At 44.7% G+C, this 14722-nt stretch carries 12 protein-coding genes and 6 pseudogenes; 9 read left to right on the top strand and 9 right to left on the bottom strand.

Annotated elements, in window-relative coordinates; genetic code table 11:
• Window positions 1–51: 51 nt before the first annotated feature.
• Window positions 52–606, top strand: coding sequence for a nucleoside-diphosphate kinase (locus JCM16159_RS04525; protein WP_054857095.1), 555 nt, complete (start codon window positions 52–54; stop codon window positions 604–606).
• Here JCM16159_RS04525 and JCM16159_RS04520 read toward each other — a convergent pair.
• Window positions 601–1654, bottom strand: a pseudogene (locus JCM16159_RS04520) (glucose 1-dehydrogenase). The gene JCM16159_RS04525 and the pseudogene JCM16159_RS04520 sit on opposite strands and share 6 nt — an antisense overlap.
• 177 nt (window positions 1655–1831) lie before the next feature.
• On the opposite strand from JCM16159_RS04520, the gene JCM16159_RS04515 reads away from it, so the two are divergent.
• On the top strand, window positions 1832–2572 hold the full coding sequence (locus JCM16159_RS04515; RefSeq protein WP_054857200.1) for a cyclase family protein: 741 nt from the start codon (window positions 1832–1834) through the stop codon (window positions 2570–2572).
• A gap of 154 nt (window positions 2573–2726) precedes the next feature.
• Here JCM16159_RS04515 and JCM16159_RS04510 read toward each other — a convergent pair whose 3' ends face one another.
• Together JCM16159_RS04510 and JCM16159_RS18575 are read right to left on the bottom strand one after the other, a co-directional pair.
• Window positions 2727–3161, bottom strand: a complete 435-nt coding sequence (locus JCM16159_RS04510; RefSeq protein ID WP_243665885.1) for a CoA pyrophosphatase — start codon at window positions 3159–3161, stop codon at window positions 2727–2729.
• Window positions 3162–3233: 72 nt separating this feature from the next.
• Window positions 3234–4255: pseudogene (locus tag JCM16159_RS18575) on the bottom strand (2-hydroxyacid dehydrogenase).
• Between the two features lie 103 nt (window positions 4256–4358).
• Between JCM16159_RS18575 and JCM16159_RS04500 the strand changes: the two are divergent.
• On the top strand, window positions 4359–4613 hold the full coding sequence (locus JCM16159_RS04500; RefSeq protein WP_054857094.1) for a DUF504 domain-containing protein: 255 nt from the start codon (window positions 4359–4361) through the stop codon (window positions 4611–4613).
• A gap of 7 nt (window positions 4614–4620) precedes the next feature.
• Here the strand turns inward: JCM16159_RS04500 and JCM16159_RS14545 are convergent, their stop codons facing one another.
• Together JCM16159_RS14545 and JCM16159_RS14540 are read right to left on the bottom strand one after the other, a co-directional pair.
• Window positions 4621–5106: a hypothetical protein gene (locus tag JCM16159_RS14545; RefSeq protein ID WP_243665882.1), complete on the bottom strand. Its 486-nt coding sequence runs from the start codon at window positions 5104–5106 to the stop codon at window positions 4621–4623.
• Window positions 5107–5119: 13 nt separating this feature from the next.
• A complete protein-coding gene (locus JCM16159_RS14540) occupies window positions 5120–5446 on the bottom strand; it encodes an SAM-dependent methyltransferase (RefSeq protein WP_243665881.1) in 327 nt (108 codons plus the stop codon).
• Window positions 5447–5515: 69 nt separating this feature from the next.
• On the opposite strand from JCM16159_RS14540, the pseudogene JCM16159_RS04490 reads away from it, so the two are divergent.
• A pseudogene (locus tag JCM16159_RS04490) lies at window positions 5516–6761 on the top strand (NADP-dependent isocitrate dehydrogenase).
• A 58-nt stretch (window positions 6762–6819) separates the two neighbouring features.
• Here the strand turns inward: JCM16159_RS04490 and JCM16159_RS04485 are convergent.
• Window positions 6820–7506: a carbon-nitrogen hydrolase family protein gene (locus JCM16159_RS04485; RefSeq protein ID WP_367834280.1), complete on the bottom strand. Its 687-nt coding sequence runs from the start codon at window positions 7504–7506 to the stop codon at window positions 6820–6822.
• Window positions 7506–7718 (bottom strand): nitrilase-related carbon-nitrogen hydrolase, encoded by a 213-nt coding sequence (locus JCM16159_RS18570; RefSeq protein WP_367834279.1) that lies wholly within the window; start codon window positions 7716–7718, stop codon window positions 7506–7508. The genes JCM16159_RS04485 and JCM16159_RS18570 overlap by 1 nt, the downstream gene beginning before the upstream one ends.
• Window positions 7719–7806: 88 nt before the next feature.
• On the opposite strand from JCM16159_RS18570, the pseudogene JCM16159_RS04480 reads away from it, so the two are divergent.
• The 3 genes and pseudogenes from JCM16159_RS04480 to JCM16159_RS04470 all read left to right on the top strand — a co-directional run bounded on the left by JCM16159_RS04480 (window position 7807) and on the right by JCM16159_RS04470 (window position 9577).
• A pseudogene (locus JCM16159_RS04480) lies at window positions 7807–8675 on the top strand (NAD+ synthase).
• 33 nt (window positions 8676–8708) lie between these two features.
• Entirely contained in the window at window positions 8709–9224 is a 516-nt protein-coding gene (locus JCM16159_RS04475) for a hypothetical protein (RefSeq protein WP_054857093.1), read from the top strand.
• On the top strand, window positions 9224–9577 hold the full coding sequence (locus JCM16159_RS04470) for a hypothetical protein (RefSeq protein WP_054857092.1): 354 nt from the start codon (window positions 9224–9226) through the stop codon (window positions 9575–9577). The genes JCM16159_RS04475 and JCM16159_RS04470 overlap by 1 nt, the downstream gene beginning before the upstream one ends.
• Here the strand turns inward: JCM16159_RS04470 and moaA are convergent.
• Complete coding sequence (gene moaA, locus JCM16159_RS04465) at window positions 9546–10517, bottom strand: GTP 3',8-cyclase MoaA (RefSeq protein WP_054857199.1); 972 nt, start codon at window positions 10515–10517, stop codon at window positions 9546–9548. The genes JCM16159_RS04470 and moaA overlap by 32 nt on opposite strands.
• A 62-nt stretch (window positions 10518–10579) precedes the next feature.
• Window positions 10580–11688, bottom strand: a pseudogene (locus JCM16159_RS04460) (DNA topoisomerase IV subunit A).
• Between the two features lie 124 nt (window positions 11689–11812).
• On the opposite strand from JCM16159_RS04460, the pseudogene argF reads away from it, so the two are divergent.
• Window positions 11813–12708 (top strand): annotated as a pseudogene (gene argF, locus JCM16159_RS04455) (ornithine carbamoyltransferase).
• Window positions 12709–12792: 84 nt separating this feature from the next.
• Entirely contained in the window at window positions 12793–14721 is a 1929-nt protein-coding gene (locus JCM16159_RS04450) for a S16 family serine protease (RefSeq protein WP_054857091.1), read from the top strand.
• The last annotated feature ends 1 nt before the right edge of the window (window position 14722 follow it).

The following is a 14722-nucleotide window of genomic DNA, read 5'->3' as shown; positions in this document are numbered from 1 at the left end:
ATCTTCATAGTCATAAAACTTTAAAGGGCGTGAGCGCCGTCAATCCGCAATATGATTGAGAGGACCCTGGTAATAATTAAGCCCGACGCGGTTAAAAGGGGGTTGATTGGGGAGATCATAAGTAGGTTCGAGAGGGCTGGCCTGAGGATTATTGCCATGAAAATGACCAGGCTTAGTAAGGAGGAGGCTGCCAGGTTCTACCCGAGTGATGAGAATTGGTTAAGATCAGTTGGTAGTAAGACCTTGAAGTCTTATTCTGAGATTGGGAAGGACCCAAAGGTCGACCTAGGCACTGATGATCCAGTGGAGATTGGGAAGATAATTAGGGGTTGGCTGGCCGATTACTTGTCAATGGGCCCAATAGTGGTAATGGTTCTCGAGGGCAACAGGGCTGTTGAGGTTGTTAGGAAGATAATAGGATCGACTACACCGTATTCATCGCCACCAGGCACGATTAGGGGGGACTACTCGGTGGATAGCCCAGACTTGGCGAACATAGAGAAGAGGGCGTTATTCAACTTGGTCCATGCCAGCGATAGCCCTAAGGAGGCTGAGAGGGAGATCAGGTTCTTCTTCCGTGAGGACGAATTCGTAGATTACTCATAAACTCCTTATTTGAATTACAGACTTTATATCCTCGTGGCCCCAATTATACGCATATTCATACTCATCAAGAGTTACTTCCTTCGTTATTAATTTCCTAATCCAATCACCGAACTCAAACCTAGCCTTAACCAGGTCTGAGACACCCATCTCAAAGGCCCTTATACTGGCGTTCGTTGCACCAATTATCAGCTTATTCCTCCTCCAGTCATCAAGTAACGGCCCAATGTTAACATTCCTACTATCCAGGTATATCCCCAGTAACACCGCCACGCCATTAGCCCCCAAATGCCTTAGCGCCTCATACGCGGCGCTCGTTGATCCCGTGGCCTCAATCACTATGTCGAAGTCCTCACTTACCTGGTCAACATTTGTATTAACATAGGTCGCGCCTATCTCCCTAACGAGTTTCGCCTTTAGGCTGTCGTAAGGTCTCGTGGCTGTTACGGTTACGTCAGTGAAGCCCCTAAGCCTCATGACCATTAATGCCAGCATGCCGATGGGCCCCGCACCCATTATTAGAACCCTCCTTGGCTCCAGGACTCAAACCTAGCCTTACCAAGCCTTAACGCCAAGTCAACACCCTTCTCAACAATGCTCAGGGGCTCCGTGAGTACAGCGACGTCCACCGCCTCCTTAGGAACCCTAACCAGGTATTGGGAGTCGGTTACTGCGAATTCGGCGGCGAAGCATGTAGGTACCATATGCCGTGCTCCGCATATGTACCCCTTGGGCAGTAGTCTAGTTCGTTTATTGGTAGGGTGCATGTTGTGGGTCTCCTCACTGTTGGTACGACTATGTCACCGACACCCACATTATCCACGCCATCACCAAGCTCCACAACCTCGGCAACCGCCTCATGACCAAGGACCAGGTACTCCTCACCGGGTGGTGGTGCTCCGTACTTACCCTCAATAATGTCCTTATCAGTACCGCAAACACCAACCTCGATTGGACTTAGTAAAACCTGGCCGCGCTTAGGTGATGGCTTTGGCATATCTCTTAATGCCAATGAGTCCTTCACCAATGGGATTACCGTAACAGCCTTCATCAAGGTTCATGGAGATACTCCCCTTAATAAACCAGATATGTGTAGCGTTTTCAATTCATTAATATTCATTAGATCATGTTTAAGCGTTTTAAGGGGTTTAACAACTATATATGTTATTTACCCATTAAAGGAAAGGCGTATTAAATGCAAACATATAATAAACATGGTATGTCACAGATATTAAAGGAGTTAACTAATCAACTAATGACCAGGAGAATCGTAGTAATAGACCTAACACATGAACTTTATAATGGAATGCCCACTTACCCTGGTGACCCACCTTTTACGCATGAGTATGTGAAGGTCGGAAAGAACTATGGTGAATCTACACTATCTAAGATATCCGCTGGATTACATAGTGGCACGCACATAGATTTACCACGACACTTTGTACCAAATGGCTTAACGGCAGAATCGTTATCATTAACTGACTTCATGGCGTATGGCGTAATACTCGACCTGAGTTATAAAAGGCATGGTGAGACCATCACCGCGGATGATTTAAAGAGGTTTGATGATAAGATACAACGTGACTATGCAGTGATGCTATACACAGGCTTCTCAAAGGCCTGGGGCACGGAGGAATTCCTCTATAATTGGCCGTACCTGGACAGGTCAGGGGCGGATTACCTAGCCACTAAGGGAATTAGGGCTGTGGGTATTGAGGCACTCAGCATAGCCGGTTGGCCGGGTAAGGAGGGCTACCCATACCCACCCAGAGTTCCTAAAGATGATGTTGCCTATGTTCATTATAAACTATTGTCAAGTGGTGTGTACGTGATCGAGGGCGTCACTAACCTAGATATCGCATTAAGCACCTGTAAGAATGGCGAGGGCCTATTTATATTCATGCCACTCAAGATTAGGGGCGCAGAGGGTTCGCCATTACGACTAGCAATGCTATGCGAGCCTAGATAGGCGATAACAACTTAGTCAGGATCTCTTGGGTCCTTTGGTAGGTCTATACCGAAGGCTTCTCTTAATAACTTACGTAGTATCCTATATGTCATACCCCATATTGTTACATCACCCATTACTATTGCAGGTCTTGAAAGACCCTTTATATTAACATTTAACTTAACATACTTCGTAACATCACTAATACCCAGCCAAAAAAAACCTTTGATAGCTCTGCCTTATTTATCGTTAATTTAGGATTGCAGTCCCTTAGTAAGAAGATAACAGGGACAACATTAATATTGGGTGCGTTACTTGGCGAAAACGGATCCAAAACACCAAGTATTATAGCATCATTAGTAAGGTCAAGCCCCACCTCCTCCCTGGTCTCCCTAATCGCTGTTTCAACCAAGTCCTTATCCTTAGTTGGATTAAACCTACCACCAGGAAATGCCGCGTCGCCACTCCAGGGATCGTTAGGATTCTCGGTCCTCTTACCAATAAGGAATGCGTCTAGGCACGGGTTGTAAATAACCGCAACCGCAGCCCACAAATGCTCATTATCCGGTGTTGGCGTATTACTCTTTACGACCCTCCTTAATTTTGTCACATTATATGACCTCATAATAATATTATACCTCCAACTACTTATACCCAACTAATAAACACTATTCACCATAGATCATATTAAGGCTTGAAGTGGCCTAATCGAGAGAACCTCAGGGTTAGCCAGATAAAGTGGTCTCTTGCCCATCAATATGTTTATTAGGTTCCTAACCGCGACCTCTGCCATCCTCTCCCTAGTCTCGTATGTCGCAGAACCTATGTGTGGGGTTAACACGACATTATCAAACCTTGTTAACTCGTGAGTATTGGGTAACGGTTCCTCCTCAAACACGTCCAGCGCAGCACCTGCTATCCAGCCCTCCCTAAGTGCCTTCACGAGTGCGTTGGTATCCACTATATCGCCCCTAGCCACATTTACTAAGTAAGCCGTCTTCTTCATAAGCCTTAACCGCTCCTCATTAATTAGGTGCCTAGTCTCGGGGGTTGCGGCTACAGTTATTACGACAAAGTCAGACTCGGTGAGTACGGACTCCAACGGCCTATACTCAATGCCCAGGGCAAACTCTATGTGAGGTTTCCTGGTCCTCGACCAATAAATCACCTTCATATCAAACGCCTTTGCCCTCCTGGCCAGTGCAGTGCCTATATTACCTAGCCTATTATACCCAAGGTAGCGCCATAGACCTCACTACCAAGCAACCAACCCCACCTATCATATATACCGCCCGCCCTAATGAGTTTATCGCCGAGCACTATCTTACGGGCAAGGGCTATTAATAGGCCCATGGCTAGGTCAGCCACGGCCTCAACAAGGACCTCAGGCGTATGCGTTACATAAATCCCCTTCTCGGTGGCTGCCTTTACGTCAATGTGGTCAACGCCGACACTGTATGTACTAATTATGAATAATTTATCAGCCTCATTAATGAGTGATCTGTCAATGGGATCTCCCAGGGTCACGATAGCGCCCACACAGTTTTTAAACACATCAACAAACCTCCCTCGGCGGCGATGCTTGCTACTCCACATGGGTCCTGTCTCCTTCCACATCCTGATCTCCACAGGCAATTTATTGAGCTCTGAGTATATTATGGAGGGTAAGTTACTCCGACTTATGAAAATACAGGGCCCAACCATTGCGATGCGGTAATGCAGCTTATTAATTAATATTTTCGGTTTCACGGTGTCATAATTATAGTTAGTATTAAATAATGGCTTGCGACTAATTCTCCCGAATTAAATGGTAACCATCAGGGAAATCCTGAATAAACTCAAGTGGACTAATCAAATCGATAATTACGTCGTTATTTTTGTATCAAGGGGTTCACCAAATAATGAAGAGATTATAGACCTATCAAGGATCATTTCAATAAGCAGAGATGGGTTTACATACATCAGTAATAGTGGTAGGGAAACGTACATACCCTACCACAGGGTTGTGGAGATTAGACATAAGAATGGTACAGTGATATTCCGTAGAAATGTGCCGCACTAGACCGTGACTAGGGAGACTTATTAATAAATCTACTGATAAATGCCGTATGTCTACGTACCAATTCCTCATTGGCACCTAGAATATTAACGAGGTAATCCTGCTCCACTGGGTTAAGTAGGCCAGGAATAACTATTGTATGCGGCGTGTCACCCATATCGGGTACGTCATTTACCGTTGATATCTTAATACCTTGGTTATCCCAACCAATCCTGGCAGCATAGATCACCATCAAATCATTGCTCACAATACCCAACTTACCAATATTCTCCATCTTCTTAAGGAGTTCCACGGCTTCTTGAACATTCATGAAGTCACCACCATCCTTAATATCAAGTAGTAATATTGTGTGAAGCCCACGACTGAGATTCTCATTAAGTACCTCATAAGCCCTCATACTCAACACTCCCATTCTTGGATACGTTATGGTTGCCAAGGGACCTAGTTTATATGGCGATAGACCAAGTTGACTAATTAATGCGCAAACTATGCTCACGGAATTAATAACCTTAACCTTGAAGCCTCGTTTTTTTGGCAATGACAGCAATGGCCGCATGTGTTGTAGCTATCATGGGATCACCAATAACTAAGAGGGCTGCATCACGTCCCTTCTCCAATTCTCTCATTAATACCTCGCCATTTCTATCTTCCAAGTCTTCCCTTGAAACAAGAACAAAATCACTCCTAATTCCCCTTAGGTAATTAATAAACTCAGCAGGTCCCTTTGACGTATAGACCTCTAGAAATACTGAATCGGCAGTCCGCATAATACCTAAGGCCTCTGTCGTAATATTACCAGGGCTTAGACCAAGACCTACGATGTACAGCGTCGGCATTTTCTTACCCCCTCATTATTCCTTCGATTATTGAAAAAATTTAAAAGCGTAGTAGTTATGTAAATATAGATGGCATCTAGAATTAAGATACCAGAGGATGGAGAACCAATCGTTGTTCAGGGTGGTATTTGGAACGTACCTAAGAAACCAATAATACTCTACATCGAGGGTGATGGAATAGGGCCTGAAATAACGAATGTGGCCATTAAGGTAATCAATAAGGCTGTTGAGAAGGCCTATGGAGGTTCAAGGGAGATCAAGTGGGTTAAGGTTTATGCAGGCGAGGAGGCTGAGAAGGTATATGGCAATAGGTTCCCTGAGGAAACCATAAACCTAATCACGAAGTACAGGGTTGTCCTTAAGGGACCACTGGAGACCCCGATTGGTGGTGGTTGGAGGTCAATAAATGTTGCCATTAGGATGATCCTGGATGCATATGCCAATGTCAGGCCTGTTAAGTACATGCCTGGTCTCGAATCACCACTCAAGCACCCTGAGAGGTTGATATGGTAATCATTAGGGAGAACACCGATGACCTATACAGAGGCATTGAGTGGAGTTGGGACAGTCCGGAGGCCGCTAAGTTGAGGAAGTTCCTTAAGGATGAGTTGAAAATAGAGCTTGAGGATGACACTGGGATAGGCATCAAGCCAATTAGTAAGTATAAGACCCAGAGAATAACAAGGTTCGCGCTCAGGTTTGCCATTGAGAATAAGAGGAGGTCCGTAACAATAATGCACAAGGGCAACATAATGAAGTACACGGAGGGCGCCTTCAGGGAGTGGGCCTATGAGGTAGCACTTAAGGAGTTCAGGGACTACATAGTTACCGAGGAGGAGGTGAATAAGCTCTATGGTGGTAAGGTACCGCCAGGCAAATTGCTCGTTAATGATAGGATAGCCGATAACATGTTCCAACAAATAATCACGAGGCCCGAGAACTATGACGTAATACTTGCACCAAACCTAAACGGTGACTACATAAGCGATGCTGCCGGAGCCTCATAGGCGATATTGGAGTGCTTGGCGGCGCGAACGTCGGCGATACTGGCGGCATGTTCGAGGCCGTACACGGCACAGCGCCTAAGTACGCCGGTAAGAACGTGGCTAACCCAACGGGTATAATCAGGGGTGGTGAGTTGATGCTTAGGTTCATGGGTTGGAGGGAGGCTGCGGACTTGATTGATAGGGCGATAACAGAGGCCATTAACCAGAAGAAGGTCACGCAGGACTTGGCCAGGTTTATGGGTGTTCAGCCATTGGGTACTAAGGAGTTTGGTGATGCGTTGATAGAAATAATTGATCAATTGAAATAATAAACGCAATGTCGTGATTTAATTAAAACTCAATTCATCATTAGTTCTAACTTTAAAATTACTGATTATCAGTAATCGCCAATTGCTGCGTTTCCTTCTCCCTAGGTTTAATGATTGGTGGCTTCGGATTTACGTACTCATTGAGTGCCTTAACCACTAGGTCAACATCGCTTGGGTCGAGGTCCTTAAGTATTGGTCTATGGCTCCTATAATTAATAATGTCGCTTGGGTTGATCTCCACGGTCTTAACATCCTCCTCATAATACCTAGCCTTAATGAGCACGTTACCCAGTGGGTTAACCACGTGGCTGCCCCCGAAGAACCCAAGCCCGTCATATTGCCCCACGGTATTTACATAAACGGTGTATGCCACGTTTTCAAGGGCCCTTGCCACCATGAATGTCTCGAAGTGGAGCCTGGACATATCCGGTGCGGCGCTTATGTATACGTGCACCTCGGCACCCTTCAGCATCATCGTCCTCGAAACCTCTGGATAGAATGCATCATAGCATATTGCAATGCCTACCTTATGACCGTTAACATTAATTACCGGTATATCGCCCTTACCAATACCGAAGTACCTATACTCATCAAACACGCCATATGACGGTAAGTGTCTCTTCCTATAAACGGCTAATACCCCATCAGGCCCCACGGCAACCGCCGTGTTATAGAGTACGTGAGTATCCTCATTCCTCTCCGCAAATCCAACTATAACGTGGCAATTCCTCTTCCTGGCTTCCATTACGAGCCTCGTAATAGCCTACCACCTATTGGCTCAGCAATTTGAAAGAATAAGTCCTTAGACATATAGCCTGGTAGGTAAAGCTCGGGGGTTACTACTAGGTCGGCTCCATCACCCACGCAGAGCGCGTCCATCGCCTTAATCAGCCTATCTAGGTTGAATTCCACATCGCCAAGTTTACTACTGTACTGTAGCAGGTGTATTCTAAGCATTAATTAATGGCGCATGTGGGGAATTAAAAATACAAACCCCATTTTGCAAATTGGGTAAGCAATAAAAGTCCATGATTATCAGTTACATGTGCCTAAGATAACCCTCGAGAACCTAATACGTATTGACTATGAATACGTGGCTCAGAGGATCATAGACTTCATTAGGTCGTATATTAAGGATGCAGGGGCAACAGGCGCAGTCATTGGGCTTAGCGGTGGTGTTGACTCCAGCGTTACGGCATACCTACTCGTTAGAGCCTTGGGTAGGGATAGCGTCATTGGTTTGATACTGCCGTATAAGACCACGCCACCTGAGGACATTAGGGATGCTAAGTATGTCGCAGAGACCCTTGGTATTAAGTACTACTACATAGATATTGGCAGGATTAGAAACGCCTTTGCCGAGTCAATACCTGAGTTTGATGAGGGCGATAAGATAGCCGTTGGCAATCTCCTCCCAAGGATTAGGATGACACTCCTTTATTACTTCGCCAATAGATTCAATAAGGTTGTGGCAGGCACTGGGATAAGAGTGAGTTATTGATTGGGTACTTCACCAAGTATGGCGATGGCGGCGTTGACATACTACCAATAGGCGACCTCTACAAGACCCAAGTCAGGTACCTGGGTAGGTACCTCGGTTTACCCGATAACATAGCCTTTAAGCCGTCAAGCCCAAGGCTCTGGGAGGGTCAAACAGCCGAGGGTGAGCTCGGCGTTAAGTATGAGGATGTTGATGTGATTCTACACGCGCTCGTTGATTATAGGATGAGCGTTGAGCAAGCGGCTGAGGCCACGGGTAAGCCCATTGAGCTTGTGCAGACCGTGTGGCGTAGGGTATTGAATACCGAGCACAAGAGGAGGTCGCCAATAGTGCCTAGGATTTCCATGAGGACCTTGGGGATTGACTGGAGGATGCCCGTGAATAAGACTGGGGTAAACGAGTTCATGGAATAAGCCTTAATAATTCTGGTCAATCATTACTTAAAAATGAGTAAACCCTTATGGCATGTTGTTGAGGATCCGGCGTACATCATTAATTTATACGCGGGCATTGTGATAACGCTTATGCTCATAGGCGCCGTAGTGATTTACGTATTAACACAATCAATTATTGACGCGGCGCTCACATCACTACCGCCAATATTTATAGCGCTAATAATGATTGTCGCTAAGAGGGTTATTAAGAGGAATGAGGTTATCATGTATCCTGATAAATTTATTGCATTAAGAGGTTCTGAGAGAATTGAATTACCAATATACGAGATAACCAGGATTAGGGTAAGGCCTGTGATTAACACCGTAAGGGTCATAAACATGAGGCTAATACCGATATCCTCAATACCGAGACTCAACACCTGGTCTGTAACCTTCATCTCCGGTGATAGGGAAATTGTTAAGGTGTGGATTAGTGAGAGTGAATTAGATAAATTAAGGGCGGTAATTAGGAGGTTGTGTAATGAGAGGTTAATATGTATAAACATTGAAAGTGCCATGTCCATTTAATGATAAGGACAATAAAGGCGGGACTTGTTGATTATGTACATCTTGAGACATCCTTTTCAGCAATATGCCCAGTGGATAGTAGTGTTGATAATTACGTCATTGAGGTGGAGTATAAGCCAGCATGCAATGATGGTGGTTGTGTCTATATAGAATTGAACAGCCTCAGGGAGTATTTAGATGGATTTAAGGACAGGGTCATTTATCACGAGGACCTAATTAACGAGTTAGTAAATGAGATCGTAAGGACCCTAAATCCAATTGAAATAACGGTGACCCTCACAAGTAATTATAAAGGCATTAAATATGTAATAAGACGTAATATCAGTAAACAAGGCTCCCAACACGAACCCTAATCCTTATCCTACTCAAATCACCAGATGCGCCCTCTACGAAATTAGGCTTTCTTAATGAGTTTGCATACATCATAGCCTTCATCAAGCCATCCCTATCCCTCTCCTTTATGTACGGCCATAGGTCAACAACGGGCTCCTTGTATAGGCAGGTCTTTAACCTACCATCACTTGTTAACCTCATTGTCGTACATCCCGCACAGAATGTCGGGTTATTATAATTCTTAACTATCTCAACCTTAACTCCATCGACCTCATAAATGGGCCTATTATGGAGATCCTTCCTCGTCCCCAGTAACTTACCGTGCTTATTTAACCAATTAACTATGTCGCTCAGGTCATCGTAGTACCTGGCAAATACGGGGAAGCCATCACCCATGGGCATTAACTCTATTAGCTGAAGAACGAAGCCGTACTTAGCGGCGAACCTTATCATCATTGGTATCTCATCCGTGTTAAGCCCCCTTAGCACAACCACGTTCAGCTTTATTTGCTTAAAACCCAGCCCACTCACGTAGTCAATGTTCTCAAGAACCTTATCTAAGGCATCAACTCCAGTTATGAACCTATACTTCCTACGATCTAATGAATGAAGAGATATGTTTAATCTACGTAACCCATGATTAAGTAATTCCTTAGCATAAACATCAAGTAAATAACCATTAGTTGTTAATGAGAGGTCCTTAGGATCAACCTTATTTATTTCATCCACAACCTTGACAATATCCCTACGTAACAATGGTTCACCGCCTGTTATCTTAAAATCATCAACACCCAATTCCTTAGCCACAGAGGCCACAAAACCAATGTCCTCGGCACTTAACTCCCTACTTAAAAACTTGCCCTGCCCCTCAAAGTGACAAAAGATGCATCTGTAATTACATACGCTGTTGACCACGATCCTAAGCTTTAACCAGGGCCTCCCATAATTATCAATTAGCATTATGATGACATAGCCTAATTGCGCATTTAAAATCATTATTCCTGCATTAATTATGCTTAATCTTAATCAATGAATTTATTACCATGAATCTTGTCGGTGAGGTAATCATGGAGGAACTTAAGGCCGTGGGTTGATAAGGCCTCAATCTCAACCTTCTTCTTCGTCCTAAGGAAGAGCTCAATCTCCTTCTTCCAGTGATCACTTTGGAACCAGGGATACCTAATAAGTTCCTGGGCCCTCTTTAGGTCCCTATCCGTAGCCTTTATGACGTACTCATCACTGATTTTGTAAGTACGAATGTCCGTCGCTGTAACACCCACAAACTTAGCCTCGGGGGTTGCTAATCTATCGCTTTCGTAACTAAGCTTTATTGAGCCACTCTTGTAAACACTGTATATGTACCACCCATATGGATCACCGTCAGTTAATACGAAGACTGGTAATTTATACTCCTCGTTAAGTCTCCTAACAAACCTTCTCGTGGCTCTGTCCGGCATACCCTTAGCCGTAATTAGTAGACAACTCTCCTTATTCCAGAAGCCCTCCCTGTTGAGCCTTTGAAATATTGCGTCCTTCTCAATAACGAGCACGTAATTAGCCTCGACCTTGACAATATCGAGATCATCGGGGTTTGGCGGTAAACTCAGCGCGGTATCGCCTAGCTTTGTGGCGTCTATCTCGAAGCCTTTGACCTAACGATTATCGGCCCCACGACCTTACCCTTAACATCAGCCGAGAGCCCCATCTCCTCCCTGAGGATTCCGGTGGCCACCTCAATATCCTCAATGACCGCGTTGGACTCCGACTGCTCGTCCCATGTGTTTTCCCTAATGACCTTGTTTACAATGTCTGCCTTGAACTCCATGGTGTGTTTACCATTGTAGTAAAGGTCCCTTATTGTTGGGTAAACACCCTCCCTTATGGCCTGAACAATTAACTTAAGCATGAGCATTGTCTGCATGAACCTCTTGGACTCCTTAAGGTCAAGAAACCTCCTCCTCAGCTTTTCAGGCCCAAGGATCAGCATCTTCCTCTTTGGGTCCCAAATAGTGTTGCTTAACGTTCTTGATGGTATTTCGAGAATTGGCTCCTCATTATTAAGTACCGTATTTGTTACCGAATTGCCCCAATCCTCAAGAACCTTAAGTACCTCATTTCTACTCCTAGCCACGATCAATGACAAAGCACTCGCTATTAAAAACTTAGCGCCGTGAGGTCACGCTTTAATACCCTAATCCGTAATTAATCACGTGACCAACATAAGGGCACTCAGAGGTAGGGACTTCATAACACTCATGGATTACACAACAGACGAGATAAAGTACTTACTGAGCCTGTCCCGGGACCTTAAATTCCGGTACTACCAGGGGGAGCGGTATAACGACGTACTGAGAGGCAGGACGCTACTCATGATCTTTGAGAAGCCGAGTACAAGGACTAGGGTAAGCCTCGACGTGGCTGCGACCCAGCTAGGGATGCACGTAATCTACTCAAACCCACAGGAGCTTCAGCTTGGTCGTGGAGAGACCATAGCCGACACGGCAAGAGTCGTTGATAGGTTCGTGGACGCCATAGCGGCTAGGGTGTATAAGCACGAGTCGTTAATAGAGATGGCTAAGTAGCAGTGGCACCCGTAATAAATGCCCTAAGCGATAAAGAACACCCACTGCAGGCGTTGGCTGATGCATTAACCTTATGGGAGGTTAAGGGTAAACTCGAGGGGTTAAGGGTGGCCTTTGTCGGTGATGGTGATAATAACATCGCACATTCCTTAATGATAATCGGAGCCAAGCTTGGTTGGGAGGTTAGGATAATTTCGCCAAGGAGGTATTGGCCGACCAAATTCGCCGAGTCATTGAACGAGGATGTAAGGAGGACGGGCGCTAACATAGTAATTAGTGACAGTACCGAGGATGTCAGGGGCGTTGATGCCGTGTATACCGATGTCTGGGTTAGCATGGGCATGGAGGCCGAGGCCGAGGAGAGGAAGAAGGTATTTAGGCCATACCAAGTTAATGCTGAATTAATGAGAAAGGCTGGTCCTCAGGCAGTGTTCATGCACTGCCTACCTGCTCACAGGGATGAGGAGGTTACTGATGATGTAATTGATGGTCCACAAAGCATTGTTTGGGATCAGGCGGAGAATAGATTGCATACGGCTAAGGCCGTATTAGTGGCGTTATTAGCATGAGGAACTTATTATCAATAATTGATCCAAATCAAACCATTAAAGTGTGTAAGTTTTATTAATTTCAAGGGATTAACAACGCCTTGTATGGTGAGACCCAATAAACTATTAGGCGCTGTAGTTTTGTTTACCTTAATCTTAGTATTAGGCACATTAATACTTGCCTTAGCTAATGAGTGGCAACAAGTTATTATATATGTTAGGTCCATTACAATACATGCGTTAGCCGTTTCATCAAACGACAGTGGCGCCGTCATTAACATAACGGTAACGGCAATAAAGCCGGGCTCGGGCTATGTATACATTGCGTCAAGTCCATTACCAACGGTTGAAAGTGGTACATTCCCATCATCATCACAGATAGCCGCATTGGTTGCCACATACCTAGCAAACCAACCATTTAATGAGTATAATTTCCTAGTAAATGTTGAACCGACAACCCTAGAGATCGGTGGTCCATCAGCAAGCGGTTACATGACCGTCGCAATGTGGGCGCTAATAACAAACCATACCTTAAACCCTGACGTGGTAATGACCGGGATGATACTACCGGATGGCTTAATAGGACCTGTGGGTGGCTTACCTGCTAAGATTAAGGCAGCTGCTCAGGAAGGTTATGAAGTCGTGTTAATACCATACGGGCAACAAATATATCAGACCAGTAGCGGACAGGTAATTAACTTAATAAGCTATGGAAGGAGTCTCGGAGTTAACGTTATACCTGTGATGGATGTCAGGCAAGCCATTTATTACTTCACGGGTGTGAATATGTCAATACCATTAATACAGGCTCAGGCGCTAAAGACCACGGCATACATCAACGTCACGAAATTCCTATGGATGAGGATATACGATAGGATAATAAGCACAGGCGCCATAAACTCCACAGACCCTAACGTTAGTAGCTACATTAAGAGAGCTATTAATTATGCAAACCAGGGCATGTACTACACAGCCGCAAGCCTTGGATTCCAGGGACTAATTAATTATTACCAGGACGAGATGCAGAACTACACAGCCCCGCAATTAGAGAACTTACTCAATCAATTAAATAATGAACTGCAAAACTACGAAAACACGCTGCAGCAATACAATGTGACAACCGCAAACATAGACCTAATAATTGGCATTTATGACAGGGTCTTTGACGCCCAACAGTCATTAAATGCTGCGTCGCAAGACCTGATGAGCAATGACATCGGCGACGCAATAACTAACCTCGCCTATGCAAAGGCTAGGATAGAGACCCTTAGTGATTGGTTGGCGGTATTGAATGCGGTAAAAGGTGGAGCACCAATATCGAGGGACTACCTTGAGGAATTAACAAACATGTACTTAGTATATGCCCAATCAATAACTGAATACACGCTCTCACTTTCAAATGCCATAGGCGCATCGGGCATTCTTCAGAACATGAATTCAATAACGCAGGAGGTTCAGGAGGCCCAGAATAATTACCAAGATGGCCTTTATCCATTAACGCTTGCGCAGAGTCTCGATGTTATATCGAGCAATGACGCCATACTACACCTATTATTTACCCCAGTGATGAATGGGGAGATGAGCGCTGGCTATCTAATCAATGTCACGAATTATGTGAAGGAGTTGGCAATATTTAATACGTATGAGGCAGAGAATACTTGTAACCTATTCCCAATGCTCGCAATTTCATACATAGACTTCGGTAATTACTACCTAACAAGGTACAACTCAACCGGTAATATATACGATTTAGAAGCCACACTTCAACTCTATGAACTAGCAGCCTCATACTCACAAGCCCTTTATGAACTCGCCTCATCAACAAATTCATGTAATGCCTCATTCACGATATCAAGCATAATGCCAATAGAAATAATGAATAATACCGCCAATACATCATTGAATCTATCACTTAATCAATCAGTAGGCTATAGTGTGGTACCCCTAGCAGTGGGCATCACGTTAATAGTACTTGCCGTGGGCATAGCCATATTCTCGATAAAAAGCCTAAAAATAACCCCACTTAAGCCCTGAT

Origin of the sequence: Vulcanisaeta sp. JCM 16159 (genome assembly GCF_001316265.1) — an archaeon.
Lineage (GTDB): Archaea > Thermoproteota > Thermoprotei > Thermoproteales > Thermocladiaceae > Vulcanisaeta.
The sequence above is the reverse complement of the archived record's forward strand: the minus strand, read 5'-3'. Positions and strand labels throughout refer to the sequence as shown.

What these genes read in the sequence shown, in the direction of transcription:
- JCM16159_RS04525 (WP_054857095.1), top strand. Translation starts at nt 52, where the DNA reads ATGATTGAGAGGACCCTGGTAATAATTAAGCCCGACGCGGTTAAAAGG.
- JCM16159_RS04500 (WP_054857094.1), top strand. Translation starts at nt 4,359, where the DNA reads ATGGTAACCATCAGGGAAATCCTGAATAAACTCAAGTGGACTAATCAA.
- JCM16159_RS14540 (WP_243665881.1), bottom strand. Translation starts at nt 5,446, where the DNA reads ATGCCGACGCTGTACATCGTAGGTCTTGGTCTAAGCCCTGGTAATATT.
- JCM16159_RS04485 (WP_367834280.1), bottom strand. Translation starts at nt 7,506, where the DNA reads ATGGAAGCCAGGAAGAGGAATTGCCACGTTATAGTTGGATTTGCGGAG.
- JCM16159_RS18570 (WP_367834279.1), bottom strand. Translation starts at nt 7,718, where the DNA reads ATGCTTAGAATACACCTGCTACAGTACAGTAGTAAACTTGGCGATGTG.
- JCM16159_RS04475 (WP_054857093.1), top strand. Translation starts at nt 8,709, where the DNA reads ATGAGTAAACCCTTATGGCATGTTGTTGAGGATCCGGCGTACATCATT.
- JCM16159_RS04470 (WP_054857092.1), top strand. Translation starts at nt 9,224, where the DNA reads ATGATAAGGACAATAAAGGCGGGACTTGTTGATTATGTACATCTTGAG.
- moaA (WP_054857199.1), bottom strand. Translation starts at nt 10,517, where the DNA reads ATGCTAATTGATAATTATGGGAGGCCCTGGTTAAAGCTTAGGATCGTG.
- JCM16159_RS04450 (WP_054857091.1), top strand. Translation starts at nt 12,793, where the DNA reads ATGGTGAGACCCAATAAACTATTAGGCGCTGTAGTTTTGTTTACCTTA.